Below are 24106 nucleotides of genomic sequence, written 5' to 3'. Positions count from 1 at the left end.
CGGGGCGTCTTTCGTGGCCGTCATGAACCAGGGCAAGAAGTAGCCTTCGCGCGAACCACGGCGGCTGCCCACCTCGCAAGGTGGGCAGCCGCCGTCGTCTGTGCCGTCTTTGGGCCGTCACCGACCGAAAGGTGAGTTCTCGACGGAATCGAGGCCGCCTTTCAGCGAGATCTCACGTATCGAGGGCGACGGCGCTACGTGGCGGGCGTCAGTTCGACGTCATGTCCCCATCCCACTCGCCCGTGACAAGGTACGAGACCTTGCGGCTCACCGAGACGCCGTGGTCCGCGAAGCGCTCGAAGTAGCGGCTCGCGAGGGCCGCGTCGACGGAGAGGGCAGGGGAGCCCGTCCACGCCGAGTCGGCGATGGCCCGGAAGACGCCCGCGTGCAGGTCGTCGATCTCCGCGTTGGCCCCCTGGATCTTCGCGACGAGCGCGAGGTCGTGGGACTCGAGGAGTTCCGTGAGATCCGTGATGATCTCGCGGTCGAGCTCGGCCATCCGCTCGAAGGTCCGAGTGAGCTGCTCGGGAATGGCGTTCTCGGGGTACCGGAGCCGCGTGAGCTGCGCGATGTGCCGCGCGAGGTCGCCCATGCGCTCAAGCGATGCGCTCATGCGGAGCGAGCCGACGAGCGTGCGGAGGTCGCTTGCGACCGGCCCCTGGAGAGCGAGGATGTCGATCGCGCGCTCGTCGAGCGCAGTCTGGCGGAAGTCGATCCGTGCGTCCTCCGCGATGACCTCCTGGGCGAGGTCGACGTCCGCGTTCTGGAAGGACTCGACAGCTTTGTCGAGCGCGGCGGCCACGAGGCGGGCGATCTCGACGAGGTCGTCGTGGACCGACTTGAGTTCTTCTTGGAATACCTTGCGCACGGCGGTGTCCTTTCCTCGGTGCTCCGTGTCGATTCGCACGGGCGCGGGAAGCCGTCCCGTCCGGCGCCGCTCAGGGCGCTCCGACTCGTCACACTTGCAGCGACAAATGAATACTTGTCTGCCACGGAATGAACGATACGTGAACCGGACTGCCAGCGCGTCGCACCCGGCCGGAGCCCTGTGCGGCGCGGCCCTAAGCTAGGGGTGTGGATCCTCTCGTCGTCGGCATTGTCGCGGGTCTTCTCGGCCTGTCGTTCGGTGCCTTCGGCGTCCTCGCGTTCCGGGCGAGCGAACGGCAACGCGCCCTTCTCGAGAACGTCCCCGGCGAGGCAACGTTTCCGGCCGGCGCCGCGGACGTCCTCTCCGTGCTCGGCAAGGCGTTCGTCGTCGTCGACGCGATCGACAGCGTCGTCCGGGCCAGCCCGGCCGCATATGCGTACGGCCTTGTCCGCGGGCACACCGTCGTGCACCGCGAGCTTCTCGAGATGACTGCCAAGGTGCGCGGTAACGGCGTTGTGATCGAGAAGCAGCTCGAGCTTCCGCGCGGGCCGCTGGGCCAGGGAACCATCATCGTTCAGGTGCGCGCGGCCATCCTCGGCGAGGAGTACATCCTCCTCCTGGCCGACGACCGCACCGAGATCACCCGCACGGAGCGGATCCGCAACGACTTCGTCGCGAACGTCTCGCATGAGCTCAAGACTCCCGTCGGCGCCATCTCGCTCCTCGCGGAGGCGCTCGAGGCGAGTCCGGACGACGAGGACGCCGTCCGCCGCTTCGCGCAGCGCATGCGCAAGGAGTCGTCGCGCCTCGCCGCCCTCGTGCAGGACATCATCGAGCTCTCGCGGCTCCAAGGGGCGGATGTCGTCCATCAGGGCAAGGTCGTGGACGTCAACGAGGTCGTCGCGGAGGCGGTTGACCGCTCGCGCCTCGCCGCCGAGGCGAAGGCGATCTCCGTCGTCGTCGGCGGTTCAAGCGCGCACAAGGTCTACGGCGACCCCGATCTGCTCGTGAATGCGTTCCGCAACCTCATCGACAACGCGATCCGCTACTCTCCCGAGAACACCAAGATCGGCATTGGGATCCGGGACAAGGACGGCCTCGTCTCGGTGTCCGTCGCGGATCAGGGCGAGGGCCTCAAGTCTGAAGATCAGGAACGCGTCTTCGAACGCTTCTACCGGGTGGATGCCGCGAGGTCGCGGCAGACAGGCGGCACGGGCCTCGGCTTGAGTATTGTCAAGCACGTCGTGGAAAACCACGGCGGCGAAGTGACCGTCTGGTCGCAGCTCGGCAAGGGCTCGACCTTCACGGTGCGGCTGCCCGAGATGGAAGATGACCAGGGGGCCGAGGGTTCGCCGCCGGCGGACCAGCGCGAGGACGGGGCTGTGCGGCCCCCAGAGCAAGGAGCGATTGCTTGAGCAGGATCCTGATCGTGGAGGACGAGGAGTCGTTCAGCGACCCGCTGTCTTTCCTCCTCGGCAAGGAGGGCTATGAGGTCGAAGTCGTCGACAACGGCACCGACGCCCTCGTCGAGTTCGACCGGAATGGCGCGGACCTCGTGCTCCTCGACCTTCAGCTTCCCGGGACGCCCGGAACCGAGGTGTGCCGGCAGCTGCGGCAGCGCTCGAATGTTCCGGTCATCATGCTCACGGCGAAGGACTCGGAGATCGACAAGGTCGTGGGCCTTGAGCTCGGCGCCGACGACTACGTCACGAAGCCGTACTCGTCCCGCGAGCTCGTCGCGCGCGTGCGCGCCGTCCTCCGCCGCCATGGCGAGCCCGAGGAGCTCATCTCCTCGACCGTTCAGGCCGGTCCCGTGCGCATGGACGTCGAGCGGCACGTTGTGAGCGTCGACGGCGAGCAGGTCGCGCTTCCGCTCAAGGAGTTCGAGCTGCTCGAGATGCTCCTGCGGAACTCAGGTCGCGTCCTCACGCGCGGGCAGCTCATCGATCGGGTCTGGGGCTCGGACTACGTCGGCGACACCAAGACCCTCGATGTCCACGTCAAGCGGCTCCGCAGCAAGATCGAACCCGACCCCTCGAGCCCGCGCTACCTTGTGACGGTTCGCGGCCTCGGCTACAAGTTCGAGCCCTAACCTGCGTCGACTCGGCAAAACGAACGACGGCGGCCGCCCACCTTTCGAAGGTGAGCGGCCGCCGTCGTACGTGGCGCCCTCTGCGTCAGTGGCTCGGCGTCGCCGATGCGGACGGCGACGCTGAAGCGGAGCTGGAGCTCGGCGTGGCCGTCGGCGTCGGGAGGTACGGGCGGTACTGCTCGAGCGTGCCGTCGAAGACGGGGATGTTGACGTCCTGGGTTTTGCCGTCGACGGTGACCTTGACGTCGACGAGCGAGCCGGGGATGCCGCCCACGTGGGAGAAATCGACCGGGTTCGGGCTCTGCTCGAGGTGCAGGGTGCCGTTCTTCGGGACGTCGAGGCGGACGCTGCCCGACGACGGCGTCGAGAGCACGACCGAGACGTTCTGGGACGACGTGTTGAAGATGCTGCCGATGAGGCGGCCAGGGGCGTCCGGGCTCGTGGTCTGCGCCGACCCCGATCCCACCTTCCCGGTGGTGGCGATGAGCACGCTGCGAAGCTCGATCGATCCGACGTTCGCGTGGATGCCGTCCTTCGGCGAGTACGGGATGGACGTCTGCTGGGGGTTGATGTAACCGCAGCCGGTGGCTGCCAGCAGGCCCACGCCGAGAGCGGCTGCGAGGGCAACGCGCGTGGCCGGGGTCGAAGCAGTGAAACGCACAGCTCGCTCCTGTGTCGAAGGGTGTCAGAGGTCTGGTCGCCCCTAAGCGTAGCGGGATTTTCGACAAAGCGTAGATTCCGCGCCGGCCGTTATCTCCTTGTGAAGCACTTTCTTGATGATTCGTCAAGCCCCAAGCGGGGTCCCCGGCAACCGCTCTCCCGCGTCATTCCGCCGATCGCGGGGCATCCCCCGGCCGGGTCGGATCATAAGCCGTGATAGACTGGCTTGCGGGAAAGGGGAATGTCCACATGGTTTTTGAGGTTGGCGAGACGGTTGTTTACCCCCACCACGGTGCAGCCAAGATCGAAGAGATCAAGATGCGCACCATCAAGGGCGAAGAGAAGATGTATCTCAAGCTCAAAGTGGCCCAGGGTGACCTGACGATTGAAGTACCAGCTGAGAACGTGGACCTCGTGGGAGTCCGTGATGTCGTGGGCAAGGAAGGCCTCGAGCACGTGTTCGACGTTCTCCGCGCAGAGTTCACGGAAGAGCCGACCAACTGGTCGCGCCGCTACAAGGCCAACCTCGAGAAGCTCGCTTCGGGAGATGTGATCAAGGTCGCCGAGGTCGTTCGTGACCTGTGGCGTCGCGATCAGGACCGCGGCCTCTCGGCAGGCGAGAAGCGCATGCTCGCCAAGGCCCGCCAGATCCTCATCTCCGAGCTTGCGCTCGCGGAGAAGACCGACGAGGAACAGGCCGCGACCGTCCTTGACGAGGTTCTCGCCTCCTAACGAAAGCTTTGCTGCGAAGCCCCCGCCACTCCACGCCGAGTGTGGGGGCTTTGTCGTTCCTGCGTAAGCCCGCTCGGCGCTGAGCCGACCTCCCCAACTCTTCCGCCGCTCTCCCCAGCTTCTGGCGGCGACACCGCCGACCTCCGTCGGCTTCGCCGCGGAAACCTGCGGCAGGGGAGAACACTGGTCCCGGCTGGTGCCGCGGAAATTGGGGAAGCCGGCGCAGAACTTGGGGAGCCCGGCGCGGAAGTTGGGGAAGGTGCCGCGGAAGATGGGAGGCCGGCGCGGAAGATGGGGAGGCCGGCGCCGGAACGGGGAGCCCGGCGCGGAAGTTGGGGAGCCCGGCGCCGGAACGGGGGCCGCGGGACCGGGGGAGCCCAGGCGGCGCTAGGCTGACTCCGTGACTCCCGCCGCCGACGTTCCCCCGCCCACGTTCGCCGTCGCCGTCGTCATCGTTGCAGCAGGAGCGGGCACGAGGCTCGGCCACGGGATCCCCAAAGCCCTCGTGCCGGTTGCGGGCGAGCCCCTCCTCGGCCGCGCGCTGCGCGGCGCGGTCGCTGCCGGCGTCGCGCGGCAGATCGTCGTTGCGGTTCCGGCGGGAGACACCGCGCTGACCAGCCTGTGCCGCGCCCTCGGGCAGAACCTCATGGCGCGGCGGGACGGTCCCCCGATCACCGTCGTCCACGGCGGCGCGACGCGCTCTGAGTCCGTTCGCGCCGCCCTCGCCGCGCTGCTCCCCGGAACCCAAGGCGTTCTCGTGCACGACGCCGCCCGGCCCCTCACGCCGTCGGACGTCTTCCGGCGGGTTGCCACGGCGCTCGCGAACGGAGCGGCGGCCGTGATCCCCGCGGTGCCCGTCGTCGACACCGTCAAGAGCGTCGCAGCAACGACGGGCGACGACGCCGCGCTGGCGGGTGAGGTCGTCACCGGAACGCCGGCGCGAGAGGCCCTCAGGGCCGTGCAGACGCCGCAGGGCTTCGACGCGGAGACGCTTCGCCGCGCGCACGAGACGGCTGAGGGCTGGCCGAGGGAGCGCGCCGAGGCCATCACGGACGACGCGATGCTCATCGAGTCCCTCGGCCTGCCCGTCTACGTGGTCCCCGGCGATCCGCTGTCGTTCAAGATCACGACCCCCCTCGATCTGCGCCTCGCAGAGACCCTCGTCCACGATGCCAGGGCCGATGCGCGCTCGGCGCAAGCAGAGGAGATTCGATGATCGTCCCCCGTACCGGCATCGGCGTGGACGTCCACGCGTACGCCCCCGTGGATGCGCCCCAGCCTCTGTGGCTCGCGGGACTCCTGTGGGACGGCGAGCGCGGCCTCTCGGGGCACTCCGACGGCGACGCCGTAGCCCACGCTGCGGCGGATGCGCTCTTCTCCGCGGCCGGGCTCGGTGATCTCGGGACGCATTTTGGGACGGATCGGCCCGAATACGCGGGCGCCTCCGGGGTGAGCCTGCTCGCGGAGGCGGCGCGGATCGTGCGCGGAGCCGGGTTCGAGATCGGGAACGTCGCGGTGCAGTTCGTCGCGCAGCGGCCCATCTTCGGGCCGCGCCGCGAGGAGGCGCAGCGCGTCCTCTCGGAGGCGGTGGGCGCGCCGGTGAGCGTGTCCGCGACGACGAGCGACCATCTCGGGTTCACGGGCCGTCGCGAGGGTGTTGCGGCCCTTGCGACGGCGCTGGTCTACCCGGTCTAGTAGACTGGTAGGCCGTTCCGCCACACCGCTAGGAGATTCCGCATGAAGAGAAGCCTGCTCGCCGCCGCCCTTGCGGCCACGATGCTGCTCACGGCGTGCGGCGGAGACGGCCGCATGAACCTCCAGGACAGCTGCAAGTACCTCACGGGCGACACGTTCAAGCCGACCGGAACCCAGCTCCAGCAGGCCAAGCAGATCGCCGACCATTACGCGGACATCGCGAAGAAGGTCGACCCCTCGATCGCCGGCTTCATCCAGTCCATGGCAGATCTCGAGAAGAAGGTCGCGGACTCCGCGACGGGAATCGCCGGCCCGGACCAGCAGAAGCAGATTGGCGACGCCCTCAACAGCATCGGCAAGGTCTGCGGCTAGATACGCTTATCCCGTGACCCTGCGCTTCTACGACTCCGCTACCCAGGAAGTCCGAGACTTCGTTCCGCTCGTGCCCGGTCAGGCGACCGTGTACTACTGCGGCGCGACCGTGCAGGGCTCGCCGCACGTGGGGCACGTGCGCTCCGCGATCGTCTTCGACCAGCTCACGCGCTGGCTTCAGTACTGCGGCTACGAAACCACGGTCGTCCGCAACGTGACCGATATCGACGACAAGATCCTCGCCAAGAGCGCCGATTCGTTCGAGCCGGACTTCGTCCCCGAGAACTCATATATTCCGCGGGAGACGTGGTTCGCCCTCGCGTATCGGTACGAGCAGGAGTTCGAGGACGCGTACGCGACGCTCGGCGTCCAGCGGCCAACGTACGAACCGCGCGCGACGGGCCACATCACCGAGATGCACGAGCTCATCGCGCGGCTCATCGAGCGCGGCCACGCGTACCCCGCACAGGACAGCTCCGGTGACGTGTACTTCGACGTCCGGTCATGGCCGGAGTACGGGGCCCTCACCCGCCAGAGCATCGACGATATGCAGGCCGCCACCGACGCGGATCCGCGGGGGAAGAAAGACCCGCGCGACTTCGCGCTGTGGAAGGGCTACAAGGAGGGCGAGCCCGAGACGGCGAGCTGGCCGAGCCCGTGGGGGCGCGGGCGGCCCGGCTGGCACCTCGAATGCTCCGCGATGGCCACGAAGTACCTCGGCGCGCGCTTCGATATTCACGGCGGCGGCCTCGACCTGCGTTTCCCGCACCACGAGAACGAGCTCGCCCAGTCGACCGCCGCGGGCGACGGCTTCGCGAACTTCTGGATGCACAACGGCATGGTCACGTACGAGGGCGAGAAGATGTCGAAGTCCACCGGCAACGTCGTCTCGCCCGCGGAGATGCTCGCGCTCGCGAGCCCGCGCGTCGTCCGCTATTACCTCGGCCAGGCCCACTACCGCTCGGTGCTCGACTACCGGCCCACGTCCCTCCAAGAGGCCGCGGCCGCCGTCGAACGCATCGACGGCTTCATGGGGAAGGCTTCGGCGAAGGCAGCCGACGACGGCGCGGCCGCGCCGTTCGTGGGCCGCGTGCCGGCGGCATTTGCCGCGGCCATGGACGACGACCTCAACATCCCGCAGGCCCTCGCGGCGCTGCACGAGACCGTGCGCCGCGGCAATACGGCGCTGGCCGACGGCGACCTTGCCGAGGCCGGCGACGCCCTCCGCGAAGTCCTCGCGATGACGGGGGTCCTCGGGCTCGACGCCGCGGGACGAGCCGTCCCCGAGCACGACGACGCCGCCCTCCAAGCGCTCGGCGCGCTCGTCGAGGCGCAGCTCGAGGCCCGCGCCGAGGCGCGCGCAGCCAAGGACTGGGCCTCCGCAGACGCAATCCGCAACGGGCTCGCGGCCGCGGGCATCGCCGTCGAGGATTCGGCGGACGGGGCCACGTGGAGCCTCGCCCAGCCACAGACCACCACGACCGGAACGGGAGCATAGATGGCCGTCAATGGGCGCCCCGGCGCGCGCAAGACCAAGAAGAAGGGCGCGACTGTCGGCACCGGCGGCCACGGCCGCCAGGCCCTCGAGGGCAAGGGGCCGACCCCCAAGGCCGAAGACCGCGTCTACCACAAGGCATTCCGGGCCAAGGAGCTCTCGGCGCGTTCGGCCGCGAAGCGCCAGGGCCAGGCGGGGCGCCTCGCGGAAGGCCGCGGCGGGCGCCCCAAGGGCATGGAGGAGATGGTCACGGGCCGCAACTCGGTGCTCGAGGCGCTTCGCGCGGGCGTTCCCGCGAAGGCCCTCTACGTCGCGGTGCGGATCGAGATGGACGATCGCGTCCGCGAGTCCATGAAGCTCGCGGCCGAGGCGGGCATCCCGCTCATGGAGGCCCAGAAGCCTGAGCTCGACCGCATGACGGGCGACGCGATCCACCAAGGCCTCGCGCTGCAGATCCCGCAGTACGAGTATCCGGACGCGTTCGAGCTCGTCGAGGACACGATGGGCAAGTGGCGCCAAGGCCACGTCGCGGCCACCCCGCTCTTCGTCGCGCTCGACGGCATCACGGACCCCCGCAACCTCGGCGCAATCATCCGCTCCGTCTCGGCCTTCTCGGGCCAGGGCGTCATCGTCCCCGAGCGTCGGAGCGTCGGCATGACCGCCGCCGCGTGGAAGACGAGCGCGGGCGCCGCCGTGCGCGTTCCCGTCGCGAAGGCCGCGAACCTCAACACGGTGCTCCGCCAGGCGAAGGACGCGGGCTACTTCGTGCTCGGCCTCGATGGGGACGGCGACGTGCAGCTCCCGGGGCTCGCGCTCGCCACGGAGCCGGTCGTCGTCGTCGTCGGCTCGGAGGGCAAGGGGCTCTCGCGGCTCACGCGCGAGCTGTGCGACCAGATCGTCTCGATCCCGATCGATTCGCACATGGAATCGCTCAACGCGGGCATGGCGGTCGCGATCTCGCTCTACGAAGTCTCGACGCGGCGCGCTGGGTCGAGGTGACTTTCGATGCGCGTCGCCCTCGTCCAGCTCACGACCGGTCGTGAGCTCGAGCGGAACCTCGAGCTCATCCGCGGCGGCATTCGCGACGCGCGCGCGGCCGGCGCGGACGTCGTCGTCTTTCCCGAGGCGAGCATGCGCGCCTTCGGACATTCGCTCGCCGACATTGCGGAGCCGCTCGACGGACCGTGGGCGACGGCGGTGCGCACCGCGGCGGACGAGGCCGGCGTTGTCGTCGTCGCGGGTATGTTCACGCCGGGGAACGCGGGTGCCGCGACGGCAACGGTGCGCAACACGCTCCTCGTCCACGGCCGCGGGATCGACACACATTACGACAAGATCCACCTCTATGACGCGTTCGGCTTCAAGGAGTCGGACACCGTCACACCGGGTGCCGAGGCAGTTCGCTTCACGGTCGACGGCGTGACGTTCGGCCTTGCGACGTGCTACGACGTGCGCTTCCCCGCACTGTTCACCGCGAACGCGGCCGCCGGTGCGCAGGTCCAGCTCGTGTGCGCGTCGTGGGGCGCCGGCCCGGGCAAGGCGGAGCAATGGGACCTCCTCGTGCGGGCGCGGGCGGTCGATACGACGAGCTACGTCCTCGCGTGCGGGCAGGCGGACCCCGTCGCTGCGGGGGTGACCGCACGCCCGGGTGCGCCGACGGGCATCGGCCGAAGCGCCGTCGTCGGACCTTACGGAAATGTCATCGAGCGCGCGGGCGACGCCCCCGAGACCCTCTTCGCTGACCTCGACCTTGCCGTCGTGGAGGAGGCGCGTCGAGCGCTCCCGGTGCTCGTCAACCGCCGTCGCATTTGACGCGGGCCGCGGCTCAGGATGACTCGCCAGTAGGATAAGCGCTGATGAGCAGCAACATGACGATGCCGCTGGCCTTTGTGGTCACCCCATCGCAGCCGTTCCCGCTCGGGCTCACCGCTGCCCGCAGCGCCGAGCAGCAGGCGACCCACACGGTCAATCTTGCCGTGTACGCGCCCGGGCTCGACGCCGTCGACGTGCACTTCATCGACGAGTCCGGGGCGTGGCGCAAGGAGCCCCTGCCCGAATACACCGACGGGGTGCACCACGGCCTCGTGGCAGGCATGCCTGAGGGGACCCGGTACGCCTTCGCGGCCCGGTCCACGGGCGACGGCGCCGTTCCCGGGCCCGGCGAGGCCGAGCTCTTGCTCGACCCGTACGCACGCGGAGTCGACGTCGTCGAGCGGCCCGACCCCGCCGAGGACGACAGCGAACTCGTCATGGGCGTCCGCGTGCACGACCACTTCGACTGGGGCGGCGTGGCGAAGCCCAACGTGCCCTGGCGCGACACCATCGTCTACGAGGCCCACGTCCGGGGCCAGACGATGCGGCACCCCGACATCCCCGAAGACCTCCGCGGGACCTATGCGGGCATGGCCCATCCCGCCATGATCGAGCATTTCAATCGGCTCGGGGTGACGTCGATCGAGCTGCTTCCGGTCCATTTCCACCTCGACGAGACGCATCTCCAGATCCTCGGCCTCACGAACTACTGGGGCTACAACACGGCCGCGTTCTTCGCCCCGCACCCCGCTTACGCGACGGCCGCGGCGCAGGCTGTCGGGCCCCAGGCCGTCCAGGACGAGTTCAAGGGCATGGTGAAGCTCCTGCACGCGGCCGGGATCGAGGTCATCCTCGACGTCGTCTACAACCACACCGCCGAAGAGGGCCCCGAGAGGCCGGCGTTCAGCTTCCGCGGACTGGGCGAGCGCTTCTACTACCGGACCGACCCCGAAGGGCGGTACATCGACACGACCGGCTGCGGGAACACGCTCGACTTCGGGAACCCGCGCGTCGTGCAGCTCGCCCTCGATTCGCTGCGGTACTGGGTCGAGGAGTTCCAGGTCGACGGTTTTCGCTTCGACCTCGCCGTGACGCTGTGCCGCGACGCGCAGCACCAGTTCACGCCCCTCCATCCGTTCCTCGTCGCGGCGGCCGCGGACCCCGTGATCTCCCGCGCGAAGCTCATCTCGGAGCCGTGGGACGTCGGCATGGGCGGCTGGCAGACCGGCCGCTTCCCGCAGGGCTGGGCCGATTGGAACGACCACTACCGCGACACCGTGCGCGACTTCTGGCTCTCGGACCGCGGCGCGATTGACGCGGGTGAGCTCGGCGGCCCGACGGCGCGGATCGCGGATGTCCTTTCCGGATCCCACGGGCTCTTCGCGGCCTCGGGCCGCACGGGGATCGCGTCGATCAATTTCGTGACCGCCCACGATGGCTTCACGCTCGCCGACCTCACGTCCTACCACCGCAAGCACAACGAGGCGAACGGCGAGCAGAACCGCGACGGAGCGACGCACAACCGCAGCTACAACCACGGCTTCGAGGGGCGCACCGAGGTCGAGTCGATCATCGCGGCCCGCACCCAGACGGCGAAGAACGTCATGGCGACGCTCATGGTCTCCCTCGGCGTTCCGATGATCACGGCGGGCGACGAGTTCGGCCGCTCGCAGCAGGGCAACAACAACGCGTATTGCCAGGACAACGAGCTCACGTGGCTCAACTGGAACCTCGACACGGCAGGCCGCGAGATGCTCGACCACACGCGCTGGCTCATCCGCATCCGGCGCGACTTCCTCGAGCGGCAGCCCGCGAGCTACCCCGCGCGCGAGGAGAGCAACTACTTCCACTGGTTCGGCGCGGACGGCCAGCCCATGGATCCCGATCGGTGGCAGAGCCCACACCACCGCGTGCTCCAGTTCCTCCTCGGTTCGCGCGAAGGCTACCTTGACGGCCTCGTCGTCATCAACGGCGGGCCCGAGGCCGAGGACCTCGTGTTCCCCGAGGCGTTCGACCACGAATTCGCGTTCGAGCTCCGCTATTCGACGGCGGCCCGCGCGGAGCAGCGCATCGGGACGGTGTTCGCGAGCGGCCAGGCTGATGTCGCCGAGCCGTGGTCGGTCTCGATCTATCGGGCGCGCTACGGGGGTACGGCCTCGTACGGCCCGGCCCAGGGCTCTGCGGTGCCCGGACGGCCGCTCCTGTTCAAGACGCCGTACGGCAAGACGCCGTGAAACAGGGCACGCGTCTCAAAGGAGTCGTGGGCCTCATCGCAGTTGTCGCGGTCGCGGTCGTTGGCCTCCTCTTCTTCCGGCCCGGCGCGGCCCCCACGGGGGCCGCCATCGCGCCGTCGGCCGCGTCGCAATCCAAGGGCCAGCCGAGCGGGGCGGCCCACGCGAACCCGAGCGCTCTCCCCGAGATCAAGGCGTCCCAGCTCCCTCGGGAGGCCCAGGAGACGCTCGCGCTCATCGCGAAGGGCGGCCCGTACCCGTACTCGCGCGACGGCATCAACTTCGGCAACTTCGAGGGGCGACTTCCGAAGGAGTCGAGCGGCTACTACAGCGAGTACACGGTCGCGACCCCCGGCGAGGCCGACCGCGGCGCCCGCCGCATCATCGTCGGCAAGGCGACAGAGAAGTACTACACCGACGACCACTACAACTCGTTCAAGTTCATCGTCGAGGGATCCTAGTGCGCGATCTCGTGGCCGGGGCCCCCACCGCGGACGAGCTCGTGGAGGAGCTCGGACGCGAGGCCCACGCTCTCGGGCGACGCTTCGCCGTCGTCCGCCGCGTCGAGGGGCTCCGCCCCCTGCTCGCGGCCTTCGGCACCGCCCTCGGCTTCCCCGACTACTACGGGGTGAACCTCGACGCGCTCCGCGACTGCCTCGGCGACCTCGTCGAGCACATCGCGGGCGGCGCGGCGCAGCCCCTCACCCTCGTGTGGGAGGTCGATGCCGCGTTCCGCTCGGCCGAGGCGTATCCGATCGTGCGCGGCATATTCGAGGAGGCCGAGGGCGACTCGCGGGGCGGGTTCGACGTCGTCGCCCTCGCCCCCGCCTGACGCCGGCTTGGGGGGACGACGACGGCGCTGGCCGCCCGCGGATTCCGGCGGGAGAGGGCTTGCGGCCAAGGAGACGGCTTGAGTGCGCCTTCTCGGCCACAACGCGTCTTCGGAGCAGAGTGCCCCGAGAAACGGACAACGCCCCGCGCTGGGCGGGGCGTTGTCCGAAAGGCCGGGCGCCGCGGCGTCAGCCCGCGTTGACCACGAGCCCGAGCTCGGACTTCGACGCGAGGGCCTCGTGCTGCGGCATGACCCGCACCGTGTAGCCGAATGGTCCCGAGTGCTCGATCGTGACCGTCCCGCTGTAGAGGTAGCGCCCGTTCCCGAGGACCTGAACGGCGTCGAGTTCGGCGATCCGCGTGTCGGTGAGGTCGTCGCTCTCGTCGACCCGCCCGTACGCGAGCTCGACGAGGACGTCGGTCGGGTTGAGCACGCCGAGGTTGAGGTACGCGTTGACGCGCAGCTCGTCGCCGATCTGCGGGACCTCGGAGAGCCCGCTCGACTCGATGTGCTCAACGTGGACCTGCGACCAGTTCGTGCGCACGTGCTTTGTCCAGGCGGCGAGCTCGCGCGCCTGCCGGAAGTCGTCGGCGCGGGCCGCGCGCGCGGACTTCGCGGCAGGGGTGTAGAGCTCGCGGACGTAGTCGCCGAGCATGCGGTCGGCAGAAACGGCCGGGCCGAGGTGCGAGAGCGTGTGCTTGATCATCGAGATCCAGTGCGTCGGCACGCCCCCGGGTCCCTCGACCGAGGGGCCCGCCGCGCCGGCCGAATCGGCGCCCGAGCCCTTGCCTGAGGAGCCGTAGAAGCGTGGGGCGACCTGATTCTCGATGAGGTCGTACAGCGCGGCTGCTTCGACATCGTCGCGCTCGTGCGGGCTCGCCTTGTCGCTCGCGGTCGGGATGGCCCAGCCGTTCGAGCCGTCGTACATCTCGTCCCACCAGCCGTCGAGCACCGAGAGGTTGAGCGAGCCGTTGATAGCGGCCTTCATGCCGGACGTCCCGCAGGCCTCGAGCGGGCGCAGCGGGTTGTTGAGCCACACGTCGCAGCCCGGGAAGAGCGTGCGAGCCATCGCGATGTCATAGTTGGGCAGGAACGCGATCCGGTGCCGCACGTCGGGATCGTCCGTGAAGCGCACGAGGTCCTGGATCATCTTCTTGCCCGCGTCGTCCGCGGGGTGGGACTTGCCGGCGATGACGATCTGGATCGGGTGCTCGGGGTCGAGCAGGAGCTGCTTGAGCCGCGCGGGGTCGCGCAGCATGAGCGTGAGGCGCTTATACGTGGGCACGCGCCGGGCGAAGCCGATCGTGAGCACGTCCGGGTCGAGGACGGACTCGGTCCAGCCGAGCTCGGCGTCCGCGGCGCCGCGCTTCTTCCACGAGGCGCGCAGCCGCCGTCGTACGTCCTCGACGAGCCGCTCGCGCAGCCTGCGGCGAACCGCCCAGATCTCCTCGTCGCTCACGTTGAAGACGAGATCCCAGCGCCCGCCGACCCCCGAGCCGGGTGCCATGATCTCGGCCATGCCCGTGACCGTCGGGTCGACCCACGTGGGCACATGCACGCCGTTCGTGACCGACGTGATGGGCACCTCGGAGTGGTCGAATCCCGGCCACAGTCCCGCGAACATCTCGCGCGAGACCTCGCCATGCAGCTTCGCGACGCCGTTCGCGCGCTGCGCGAGGCGAAGGCCCATGACGGCCATGTTGAACACTGCGAGGTCCCCGCCCTCGTAGCTTTCGCGGCCGAGCTCGAGGATCTTCCCCGTGGGGACATTCGGTGCGAGGCCCGCGTCGAAGAAGTACTTGATCTGGGCCGCGTCGAAGCGGTCGATGCCCGCCGCGACCGGGGTGTGCGTCGTGAACACGGTCGACGCGCGGCCGGCCACGAGGGCCTCGTCCCAGCTGAGAGGCTCGTTGCCGGACATGAGCTCCTGGATGCGCTCGATGCCGAGGAAGCCCGCGTGGCCCTCGTTCGTGTGGAAGACCTCGGGGGCCGGGCTCCCCGTGAGGCGCTCGAAAATGCGGAGCGCCTTGACGCCGCCCATCCCGAGCAGGAGCTCCTGCTGGAGGCGGTGGTCTCCGCCGCCGCCGTACAGCCGGTCGGTGATGGAGCGCGCGCCGTCGTCGTTCGTCGGGACGTTCGAATCCAGCAGGAGGAGCGGGACGCGGCCCACGTCGGCGCGCCAGATGTGCGCGTGAAGCCGCCGGCCGTTGGGCAGGGGGAGGGTGACGACGGCGGGCGAGCCGTCCTCTTCCCTGAGGAGCGTGAGCGGGAGTGCGTCCGGGTCGAGGACGGGGTACGTCTCCTGCTGCCATGCGTCGCGCGAGAGCGCCTGCTTGAAGTAGCCGGACTGGTAGAGGAGCCCGACGCCGACGAGCGGCACGCCCAGGTCCGAGGCCGCCTTGAGGTGGTCGCCCGCGAGGATGCCGAGGCCGCCCGAATACTGGGGGAGCACTTCCGTGATGCCGAACTCGGGGGAGAAGTAGGCGATGCGCCGGGGCGCGTCCTCGCCGAGTGACTGGTACCAGCGGGGATTCTCGAGATACCGCCGCAGGTCTTCGCCTGCCGCGGCGACGCGCGCGACGACATCGGCGTCCTCGGCGAGTGCCGCGAATTTCTCGCGCGTCACGGATCCGAGGAAGCCCACGGGATCGTGGCGGCTCTCCGCCCACAGCGCGGGATCGAGGCTCGCGAAGAGCTCCCGCGTGGGCTGGTGCCATGACCAGCGCAGGTTCGTTGCGAGGGTTCCCAGAGCGGCGATGGGCTCGGGCAGGACGGTGCGGACAGTGAACCGACGGATGGCCTTCACGAGCGCCACCCTATCCGAGCGGGTGACCTTGCCGTATACCCACAGGTAACGTGCCGGTGAATGACGCATGGCCGCCGTCTATGACGTGTGGGGTGCCGCGTCATGTCCTTCGCTTTACGGCGGTGCGCGGGCTATCGTGGCGCATGAATCGGCCTGCGGCGGGTGAGCCGCGGTTCCGTGACCGCCGCGAAAGGACTCCGCTGTGCCTGGACTCGACCCCGCGCTCCCCGACAACCTCCGCTTTGGCCGATTCCCGGTGACGGACGTCTCGCCCGTGATCGAGGGCGGGTCCTTCCCGGCGAAGGCGCTGCGGGGTGAGGGAATCGTCGTCTCAGCGACCGCGACGCGCGAGGGCCACGACGCCCTCGGCGTCTCCGCTGTCCTCTACAGCCCGCGGGGCCGCGAGAAGCAGCGCGTCCGCCTTGCACAGCTCGGCCAGGGCCTCGACCGGTGGAGCGGCGTCCTGACTCCCGGCAAGCCGGGGCGGTGGTCGTTCGCGATCGAGGCGTGGCACGACCGCTACGGGACGTGGCATCACAACGCGGACGTCAAGATCGCCGCGGGCATCGACGTCGAGCTCATGCTCGCCGAGGGTGCCAAGCTCCTCAGCGAGGCGGCCGACGACGACGAGCGCCCCGAGGAGGACCGCGTCACCTTCCGCGCGGCGGCCCAGGCCCTCGCGGACACCTCCCGCTCGGTCGAAGAGCGTCTCGCGGCGGGAGAATCGCCCGAGGTCCTCGCCGCGGTCGAGCGCCTCCCGATCCGCGAGCTCGTGACCGCGACGCAGCGGTACCCGCTGCTCGTCGAGCGGGACCGGGCCGGCCGCGGCTCGTGGTACGAATTCTTCCCTCGCTCCGAGGGCGCGTGGCGCGACCACGAGTCGGGCCACTGGACGTCGGGCACGTTCCGCACGGCCATGGATCGCCTGCCCGCCGTCGCAGCGATGGGCTTCGACGTCCTGTACATGCCCCCGATCCACCCGATCGGCGTCGCGTACCGCAAGGGCCCGAACAACTCGCTCAACGCGGGCCCGGGGGATCCCGGCTCGCCGTGGGCCATCGGATCGCCCGAGGGTGGCCACGACGCGATCCACCCCGACCTCGGGACGTTCGAGGACTTCGACGCGTTCGTCGCACGTGCCAATGAACTCGGCCTCGAGGTCGCGCTCGACCTCGCGCTCCAGGCCTCGCCCGACCATCCGTGGGTCGCGTCGCATCCTGAGTGGTTCACCACGCGCGTGGACGGTTCGATCGCGTACGCCGAGAACCCGCCGAAGAAGTACCAGGACATCTACCCGCTCAACTTCGACAACGATCCCGATGGCCTGTGCAAGGAGATCCTCCGGATCGTGAACCTGTGGATCGACCACGGGGTGAAGATCTTCCGCGTCGACAACCCGCACACGAAGCCCGTGTGGTTCTGGGAGTGGCTCATCGGCACGGTCAACGAGAACGACCCGGAGGTCGTGTTCCTCGCCGAGGCGTTCACGCGTCCGGCCATGATGAAGGCCCTCGGCCGCGCGGGATTCCAGCAGTCGTACTCGTATTTCACGTGGCGGAATACCCGGGCGGAGATCGAGGAGTTCCTCACGATGATCACGAAGGAGTGGGCGCCGTTCTACCGGCCCAACCTGTTCGTGAACACACCGGACATCCTTACCGAGTACCTTCAGTTCGGTGGCCGGCCGGCTTTCAAGATCCGTGCGCTCCTCGCGGCGACGGCCGCGCCGACGTGGGGCGTCTACGCGGGGTACGAGCTGTACGAGCACGTCGCACGCCCGGGGGCCGAGGAGTACATCGACAACGAGAAGTACGAGTACAAGGATCGCAAATGGGGCCGCGCCGAGGCCGAGGGCCGATCCCTCGCGCCGTACCTCACGCGGCTCAACGAGATCCGCCGCGCGCACCCCGCACTCGGGGACCTGCAGAACCTCACGCTGCACTCGAGCACCGACGACGCGACCGTCGTCTTCTCGAAGCACAAGGTGCTTGACGACGGCACGAAGGACACGCTCGTCGTCGTCGTCAACGTCGACCCGCACAGCGCGCGCACGAGCTCGGTACATCTCGACCTCGAGTCGTTGGAGCTCGATCCATGGCTCTTCGACGCCGAGGGGAAGTTCCGCGTGGACGATCTCATCTCGGGCCAGAGCTGGCAATGGGGCGCGGACAACTTCGTGCGGCTCGATGCGCACTCGGAACCCGCCCACATCCTGCATGTGCGCCGCTGAGGCGTGAGGCATGCGCCCGGATGTGCTAGCCGCATCGGATTGAGGGCGCTACGGTAGCCTCACTGCCCGGTCCCGTCAGCCAGAGCCGTCGGAAGGAGCACGCGGGATGAATCTCGGCCAGCAGGCGAAGCAGACTTTCGCGAACGCGCCAGGCCTTCAGCACGATCCCTATTGGTATCGGAAGGCCGTGTTCTACGAGGTTCTTGTGAGAGCCTTCGCCGACGCCAACGGGGATGGGTCGGGAGACCTGCAGGGGCTTATCGACAAGCTCGACTACCTGCAGTGGCTCGGCGTGGACTGCCTGTGGCTGCCGCCGTTCTTCGAGTCCCCACTCCGCGACGGCGGCTATGACGTCTCGGACTACGAATCGGTTCTGCCTGAATTCGGCTCGATCAGCGACTTCCAGCGGCTCGTGGCTGAGGCACACGCGCGCGGCGTCCGCATCATCATCGACCTGCCGCTCAACCACACGTCGGATCAGCACCGCTGGTTCCAGGAATCGCGCCGCAATCCCGAGGGACCGTACGGCGATTTCTACGTGTGGAGCGACACGGACCAGAAGTACACGGACGCGCGCATCATCTTCATCGACACGGAAGAGTCGAACTGGACGTTCGATCCGATTCGCCGGCAGTTCTTCTGGCATCGCTTCTTCAGCCACCAGCCGGATCTCAATTTCGAGAATCCCGCGGTGGTCGAGGCCGTGTTCGACGTCTTCAAGTTCTGGCTCGATCAAGGCGTGGACGGAATCCGCGCGGATGCGATCCCGTACCTCTTCGAGGAGGACGGGACCAATTGCGAGAATCTGCCCGCGACCCACGAGTTCCTCGTCAAGCTCCGCGCCATGATGGACCAGAAGTACCCGGGCCGCATTATCATCGCCGAGGCGAATCAGCCGCCCCACGAGGTCGTGGAGTATTTCGGGAGCGAGGACGCGCCGGAGTGCCATATGGCGTTCCACTTCCCGATCATGCCGAGGCTCTATTACGCGCTCCGGGATCAGCGTGCCCGCCCGATCATCGACACCATGGTGGATACGCCCGCCATCCCGCAGGGCGCCCAGTGGGGCACGTTCCTCCGCAATCATGACGAGCTCACGCTCGAGATGGTCACGATCGAGGAGCGCGAGGCCATGCTCGGCTGGTACGCCTCGGATCCCCGAATGCGCGCGAACATCGGTATTCGGCGCCGCCTCGCCGCGCTCCTCGACAATTCGCGGCACGAGCTCGAGCTCATCAACGCGCTGCTGCTGTCTCTGCCGGGCAGCCCGTTTCTCTATTACGGCGACGAGGTCGGGATGGGGGACAACATCTGGCTTCAGGACCGCGACGCCGTGCGGACGCCGATGCAGTGGAACCCGGATCGCAACGCCGGCTTCTCGACGGCGGATCCCGGAAAGCTCTATCTCCCGACCATTCAGTCGCTTGTCTACCACTATTCGATGGCGAACGTCGAAGCGGAGATGGCCCATTCGGGATCCCTCCTGCGGTGGACGCGGAACGTCCTCGGGGTGCGGCGGGGTCATCCCGTGTTTGGCCTCGGGAGCTATCGAAACATCAACGCGGACGCGGATCAGGTCCTCGCATTCGTCCGGGAGCTCCGTGCGGGCGAGGTCCCGGGCGAACAGGAGGAGACGGTCCTGTGCGTCTTCAACCTGTCCGGCCATCCCGTGGCCGCGTTCCTCGACCTCAACGGCTTTGAGGGCCGGGGCCTGCGCGATCTCTTCGGCGGAGAGCCGTTCTCGCAGATCGGAGCGGACGGCCGATTCCACGTGACGCTGGGCCCGCACGGCTACTACTGGCTTCGCATCCGGAGCGCCGCAAGCGTTCCGAGCAGCCCCTTCACGCAGGCTATGCCAATCATCACGCCGGCTGAGAGCCCGAGGGCGCACATGGGGGAGCTCATCGAATGACCGACACCGCCGAACCCACGCTCACGCCGCCCATCGCCGAACTCCTCGAGCGGTGGCTTCCATCGCAGCGCTGGTACCCCGCGAAGGGGCGTCAGGCCGAGTTCTCGAGGGTGGGCGGGGCCCGCCTCGAAGATCCCGACGGGCATGCCGAGATCGAGATCTACCTCGTTCGGATCCGCGCGGGCCGCATCGAGGCAACGCTCAACGTTCCCCTCACGTACCGCACGGAGCCCCTCGCCGGTGCGGGCCACGCGCTGATCGGCCGGAGCGAGCATTCCGCGTTCGGCCCGCGCTGGATTTACGACGGCGTGCACGATCCCGCCTTCGTGGGCGCGCTCCTCGCGCTCATCGGCTCGGGAGGCCCCGCGAAGGCGGGGCCGGCATGGGGCCGCACGAGCGGCGCGGGGAGGCTCCCGACTGGCCGGCTCGCCTGCACGGTGCTCTCGAGCGAGCAGTCGAACAGCTCGATCATCGTCCGTTCGGACGCGGGGGCCGCGATGGTCAAGGTCCTGCGCCAGCCGGCCGACGGCCTCAACCCCGAGGTCGAGCTCGGGGCGGCTCTCGCGCGGGCGGAGGCAAGCGACGTCCCCGCGACCCTCGGCTGGGTTGACGGGGAGTGGAGCCACCGCGGTGAGGGAAGCGCGCGCGGCCAGCTCGCCGTCGTCCATGAATTCCTGCCCGGAGGGCGGGACCTGTGGCAGCTCGCGCTCGACGCGGCCGCGGAGGGCGAGGACTTCACGGCGCACGCGCGTGGACTCGGCGCCGCGACGGCTCGGGTCCACGGCGCGCTCGAAGCAGGGCTCGGGAGTTCGGCGCTCGACGACGCCGCCGCGGTCGAGTTCGTGGGCGGCCTCGCGTCACGACTGCGTTCCGCGTGGGAAGAGGTCCGCGGGAGCGTTGGGCTGCCCGACGCGGCGCTCGAGCGACTCCTCGAAACCCTCGCCGGCCAGGCCTCGGGGCTGCGCGTCCAGCGGGTCCACGGAGACCTGCACCTCGGGCAGATTCTCCATTTCCCGGGCAGCGCAGAGCGTCCGTACGCGATGCTCGACTTCGAGGGCGAGCCCCTGCGGCCCGTCTCGGAGCGGAGCCGCCCGGATCTGCCGCTGCGCGACGTCGTCGGCATGTTTCGCTCATTCGACTACGCCGCGGGTGCCGCGGAGCGCACGGTTCCCGCCGCGCGCGTCCCGTCGGGCTGGGTCGACGACGCGTCGGGGGCCTTCTGGGAGGGGTACACCGATGTGCTTCCCCAGGCCGGGTCTCTCGAAGGTCCCCTTTTTGCCGCCCTGTGGCTCGACAAGGCCCTGTACGAGGTGGCCTACGAGGAACGGAATCGCCCGGCCTGGGCCGAGATTCCGCTCCGGGCCGTGCGGAAGGCGCTTGGCGCCTACGTCCCTGAGGGGGAGCCCATCGAGACCGCGGGGCCAGAGGGACCTGCAGAAGGGGCGGCGTCCCGCCGCCCAGGAGAGGAGAATGACGTGACAGAGCACACTGAACAGCAGGGTGCCCACGCCGGGGGCCTCGCGGATTCCGCCGCCCCGATCCCCGTTCCCCACGACGTTCTGGGCCGCGTCGCCGCCGGAGCGTTCCATGCCCCGCATGCTGTCCTAGGCGCGCATCTTGCCGAGGACGGGTCGGTGACGATCCGGACCGTCAAGCATCTTGCGACCGGTGCGGTCGTGGTCACCCCGGATGGCCGGGTGCCGATGCGGCACGAGGCCCACGGTGTATGGGTGGTCACGCTGCCGGCAACGGACGACGGCGGGGTGCCCGACTATCGCCTCGAGATCGAGTACGGCGAGGGGCACGTGGTGGAGGCCGACGATCCCTATCACTACCTGCCGACCGTCGGCGAGCTCGATCTCTACCTCATCGGCGAAGGCCGGCACGAGGAGCTGTGGAAGGCACTCGGGTCTCGCGTGCAGCGGTACCACTCGGTGCTCGGCGACGTCGAGGGCACGGCCTTCACGGTGTGGGCGCCAAGCGCGCAGGCGGTCCAGGTCAAGGGCGATTTCAACGGCTGGGACGGCCGCGAGCATGCGATGCGCAGCCTCGGCTCGTCTGGTGTATGGGAAATCTTCATTCCCGGCGTTGTAGCAGGGGCGTGCTACAAATTCGGCATCCTGACGAAGCACGGCCATTGGGCCGAGCGGGCAGATCCCATGGCCTTCGGAACGGAAGTGCCGCCGCGCACGGCCTCGCGCGTCATCGAGTCGCGCTACGCATTCAAGGACCAGGAGTGGATGGCGGCTCGCACCGCCCGCGATCCGCACAACCTGCCGATGAGCGTCTACGAGGTTCACCTCGGTTCGTGGCGCCCGGGGCTCAGCTACCGCGAGCTCGCGACGGAACTCGTCGAGTACGTCACGGAGATGGGCTTCACCCACGTCGAGTTCATGCCGGTCGCGGAGCACCCGTTCGGCGGCTCATGGGGCTACCAAGTCACGTCCTACTACGCGCCGAGCTCGCGTTTCGGGCATCCGGACGACTTCCGCTATCTCGTCGACAAGCTCCATCAAGCGGGCATCGGCGTCATCGTCGACTGGGTCCCAGCGCATTTCCCGAAGGACGAGTGGGCCCTCGCCCGCTTCGACGGCGAGGCGCTCTACGAGCACGCCGATCCGCAGCAGGGCGAGCACCCCGACTGGGGAACGTACATCTTCAACTTCGGCCGGACCGAGGTGCGCAACTTCCTCGTCGCGAACGCGCTCTATTGGCTCGAAGAGTTCCACGTCGACGGCCTGCGCGTGGATGCCGTGGCCTCGATGCTCTACCTCGACTACTCGCGCGAGGAGGGCCAGTGGCGTCCGAACCAGTTCGGGGGACGCGAGAACCTCGAGGCGATTTCGTTCCTCCAGGAGGCCAACGCGACCGCGTACCGGCGCAACCCCGGAATTGTCATGATCGCCGAGGAATCCACCGCGTTCCCTGGCGTCACGAAGCCGACATCGATGAACGGCCTCGGCTTCGGCCTCAAGTGGAACATGGGCTGGATGCACGACTCCCTCCAGTACATGGAAGAAGATCCGGTCAACCGCCGCTGGCACCACAACAAGATCACCTTCTCGATCATGTATGCGTTCAGCGAGAACTTCCTGCTGCCGATCAGCCATGACGAGGTGGTGCACGGCAAGGGTTCGATGCTGCGCAAGATGCCGGGCGATCGGTGGAAGCAGCTTGCGAACCTGCGCGCGTTCTACGCCTTCCAATGGGCCCACCCCGGCAAGCAGCTCATCTTCATGGGCTGCGAGTTCGGGCAGGAAGGGGAGTGGAACCAGGAGCACGGCCTCGACTGGTGGCTCGCCGACACCGAGCCGCACAAGGGTCTCCAGAGGCTCATCGCAGCGCTCAACGAGATCTACCGCCGGACCCCCGCCTTGTACACGCAGGACAACGACCCCGCCGGATTCGAGTGGATCCGCGGCGACGACGGAGACCACAACGTGCTCTCGTTCGTCCGTTGGTCGCAGGACGGCGCGCCGCTCGTGTGCCTCGCCAACTTCGCCGGACACCCGCATCTCGATTACGCCGTGGGCCTGCCCCAGGCCGGCGCGTGGCGCGAGATCCTCAACACCGATGAGACGGAGTATGGCGGTTCGGGCGTGACGAACGGGGGTCTCGTGATGGCCGAGGATCGCGAGTACGACGGGAAGCCCGCCGTGGCGACCCTCACGCTCCCTCCACTCGGCGTCGTCTACCTCGAGCCCGTTCCTCAGGACTGATCTCAGCCGTCGCTCGCGCTGATGCGCGTGCGACGCGGCGCCCCGATGCGGTCCTTCGCGAAGGCCCGGAACCCGCGCGGTTCCGGGCCTTCGCCCTTCGCGACGAGTCCCCTTCTCGCCCGCGCACAGGAAGGCTGCCGAACCCGTCCATCGAGGCGTTGGCACTCGTCCCCAGACGGTGGTATAGTGTTATCCCGCGCCACCGAGAGGGGCGCGCCAAATCCCTATGCTCAACGGTGCAGAGGCATCGGCCGAACAGGCCGGTTTGACTCGACACGGTCGGGTGGGTAGGGTTGAGAAGTTGCTTCGGGGAGATATGCCGGGTTTTGCCTGGTGGATGTACCTGGGGGGCTTGTTGTTTGAGAACTCAATAGTGTGCCATGTTCGATCGATGCCATTTTTTTGATGGCCGATTGTTGCTGTCCTGATGCACCCCCGTGTGTTGGGATGGTTTTTTTCGGCTGGGATCGGATTGCCGGGCCCCGTTTTTCCGCGGTGGCCCTGGTTTTCTTCTGTTTCACATTTTTTGACGGAGAGTTTGATCCTGGCTCAGGATGAACGCTGGCGGCGTGCTTAACACATGCAAGTCGGACGATGATGTGCCTTCGGGTGCGGATTAGTGGCGAACGGGTGAGTAACACGTGAGCAAC

The 24106-nt window shown here is 68.5% G+C and carries 18 protein-coding genes and 1 rRNA gene; 16 read left to right on the top strand and 3 right to left on the bottom strand.

Going from position 1 to position 24106, the window contains the following annotated elements; genetic code table 11:
• Positions 1 to 208 precede the first annotated feature (208 nt).
• Entirely contained in the window at positions 209 to 868 is a 660-nt protein-coding gene (gene phoU, locus RBS12_RS16140; protein WP_307967157.1) for a phosphate signaling complex protein PhoU, read from the bottom strand.
• 206 nt (positions 869 to 1074) lie between these two features.
• Here phoU and RBS12_RS16135 point away from each other — a divergent pair, with 206 nt between their 5' ends.
• Both RBS12_RS16135 and RBS12_RS16130 read left to right on the top strand, forming a co-directional pair.
• Complete coding sequence (locus tag RBS12_RS16135; protein WP_307967156.1) at positions 1075 to 2283, top strand: ATP-binding protein; 1209 nt, start codon at positions 1075 to 1077, stop codon at positions 2281 to 2283.
• The gene (locus tag RBS12_RS16130) at positions 2280 to 2960 is read left to right on the top strand and encodes a response regulator transcription factor (protein ID WP_307967155.1); all 681 of its coding nucleotides are present in this window, start codon (positions 2280 to 2282) and stop codon (positions 2958 to 2960) included. The genes RBS12_RS16135 and RBS12_RS16130 overlap by 4 nt, the downstream gene beginning before the upstream one ends.
• Positions 2961 to 3045: 85 nt before the next feature.
• On the opposite strand, the gene RBS12_RS16125 is transcribed toward RBS12_RS16130, so the two are convergent.
• Positions 3046 to 3621 (bottom strand): hypothetical protein, encoded by a 576-nt coding sequence (locus RBS12_RS16125; protein WP_307967154.1) that lies wholly within the window; start codon positions 3619 to 3621, stop codon positions 3046 to 3048.
• 248 nt (positions 3622 to 3869) lie between these two features.
• Here RBS12_RS16125 and RBS12_RS16120 point away from each other — a divergent pair, with 248 nt between their 5' ends.
• The 10 genes from RBS12_RS16120 (at position 3870) to RBS12_RS16075 (ending at position 12789) form a co-directional block, all read left to right on the top strand.
• A complete protein-coding gene (locus tag RBS12_RS16120; protein ID WP_066495480.1) occupies positions 3870 to 4352 on the top strand; it encodes a CarD family transcriptional regulator in 483 nt (160 codons plus the stop codon).
• A gap of 400 nt (positions 4353 to 4752) precedes the next feature.
• Positions 4753 to 5568, top strand: a complete 816-nt coding sequence (ispD, locus tag RBS12_RS16115) for a 2-C-methyl-D-erythritol 4-phosphate cytidylyltransferase (protein ID WP_307967153.1) — start codon at positions 4753 to 4755, stop codon at positions 5566 to 5568.
• A complete protein-coding gene (ispF, locus tag RBS12_RS16110) occupies positions 5565 to 6047 on the top strand; it encodes a 2-C-methyl-D-erythritol 2,4-cyclodiphosphate synthase (protein ID WP_307967152.1) in 483 nt (160 codons plus the stop codon). Before ispD ends, ispF begins: the two co-directional genes overlap by 4 nt.
• A gap of 42 nt (positions 6048 to 6089) precedes the next feature.
• A complete protein-coding gene (locus RBS12_RS16105; RefSeq protein ID WP_307967151.1) occupies positions 6090 to 6419 on the top strand; it encodes a hypothetical protein in 330 nt (109 codons plus the stop codon).
• Between the two features lie 13 nt (positions 6420 to 6432).
• The gene (cysS, locus tag RBS12_RS16100) at positions 6433 to 7917 is read left to right on the top strand and encodes a cysteine--tRNA ligase (protein ID WP_307967150.1); all 1485 of its coding nucleotides are present in this window, start codon (positions 6433 to 6435) and stop codon (positions 7915 to 7917) included.
• On the top strand, positions 7918 to 8913 hold the full coding sequence (gene rlmB, locus RBS12_RS16095) for a 23S rRNA (guanosine(2251)-2'-O)-methyltransferase RlmB (RefSeq protein ID WP_307967149.1): 996 nt from the start codon (positions 7918 to 7920) through the stop codon (positions 8911 to 8913).
• A gap of 6 nt (positions 8914 to 8919) precedes the next feature.
• Entirely contained in the window at positions 8920 to 9726 is an 807-nt protein-coding gene (locus RBS12_RS16090; protein ID WP_307967148.1) for a carbon-nitrogen hydrolase family protein, read from the top strand.
• A gap of 44 nt (positions 9727 to 9770) precedes the next feature.
• Complete coding sequence (glgX, locus tag RBS12_RS16085; protein ID WP_307967147.1) at positions 9771 to 11960, top strand: glycogen debranching protein GlgX; 2190 nt, start codon at positions 9771 to 9773, stop codon at positions 11958 to 11960.
• A gap of 26 nt (positions 11961 to 11986) precedes the next feature.
• Positions 11987 to 12418, top strand: coding sequence for a ribonuclease domain-containing protein (locus RBS12_RS16080; protein ID WP_307967146.1), 432 nt, complete (start codon positions 11987 to 11989; stop codon positions 12416 to 12418).
• On the top strand, positions 12418 to 12789 hold the full coding sequence (locus tag RBS12_RS16075; RefSeq protein WP_307967145.1) for a barstar family protein: 372 nt from the start codon (positions 12418 to 12420) through the stop codon (positions 12787 to 12789). The genes RBS12_RS16080 and RBS12_RS16075 overlap by 1 nt, the downstream gene beginning before the upstream one ends.
• Before the next feature lie 187 nt (positions 12790 to 12976).
• Here the strand turns inward: RBS12_RS16075 and glgP are convergent, their stop codons facing one another.
• Positions 12977 to 15595 (bottom strand): alpha-glucan family phosphorylase, encoded by a 2619-nt coding sequence (gene glgP / locus RBS12_RS16070; RefSeq protein WP_307967214.1) that lies wholly within the window; start codon positions 15593 to 15595, stop codon positions 12977 to 12979.
• 202 nt (positions 15596 to 15797) lie between these two features.
• Between glgP and RBS12_RS16065 the strand changes: the two genes are divergently transcribed.
• The 4 genes from RBS12_RS16065 to RBS12_RS16050 form a co-directional block, all read left to right on the top strand.
• Positions 15798 to 17825, top strand: coding sequence for an alpha-1,4-glucan--maltose-1-phosphate maltosyltransferase (locus RBS12_RS16065; protein WP_307967144.1), 2028 nt, complete (start codon positions 15798 to 15800; stop codon positions 17823 to 17825).
• Between the two features lie 106 nt (positions 17826 to 17931).
• Positions 17932 to 19737 carry a maltose alpha-D-glucosyltransferase gene (gene treS, locus RBS12_RS16060; protein WP_307967143.1) on the top strand — a complete coding sequence of 602 codons (1806 nt, stop codon included), beginning with the start codon at positions 17932 to 17934 and terminating at the stop codon, positions 19735 to 19737.
• Positions 19734 to 23456 carry a 1,4-alpha-glucan branching protein GlgB gene (gene glgB, locus RBS12_RS16055; protein ID WP_307967142.1) on the top strand — a complete coding sequence of 1241 codons (3723 nt, stop codon included), beginning with the start codon at positions 19734 to 19736 and terminating at the stop codon, positions 23454 to 23456. Before treS ends, glgB begins: the two co-directional genes overlap by 4 nt.
• A gap of 526 nt (positions 23457 to 23982) precedes the next feature.
• Positions 23983 to 24106 (top strand): 16S ribosomal RNA (locus RBS12_RS16050); the annotation flags it as partial.

It is taken from the genome of Sinomonas sp. ASV322, from assembly GCF_030908245.1.
Taxonomy (GTDB): domain Bacteria; phylum Actinomycetota; class Actinomycetes; order Actinomycetales; family Micrococcaceae; genus Sinomonas.
Note: the sequence above shows the minus strand (reverse complement) of the source record. Positions and strands in the feature narration are given on the sequence as shown.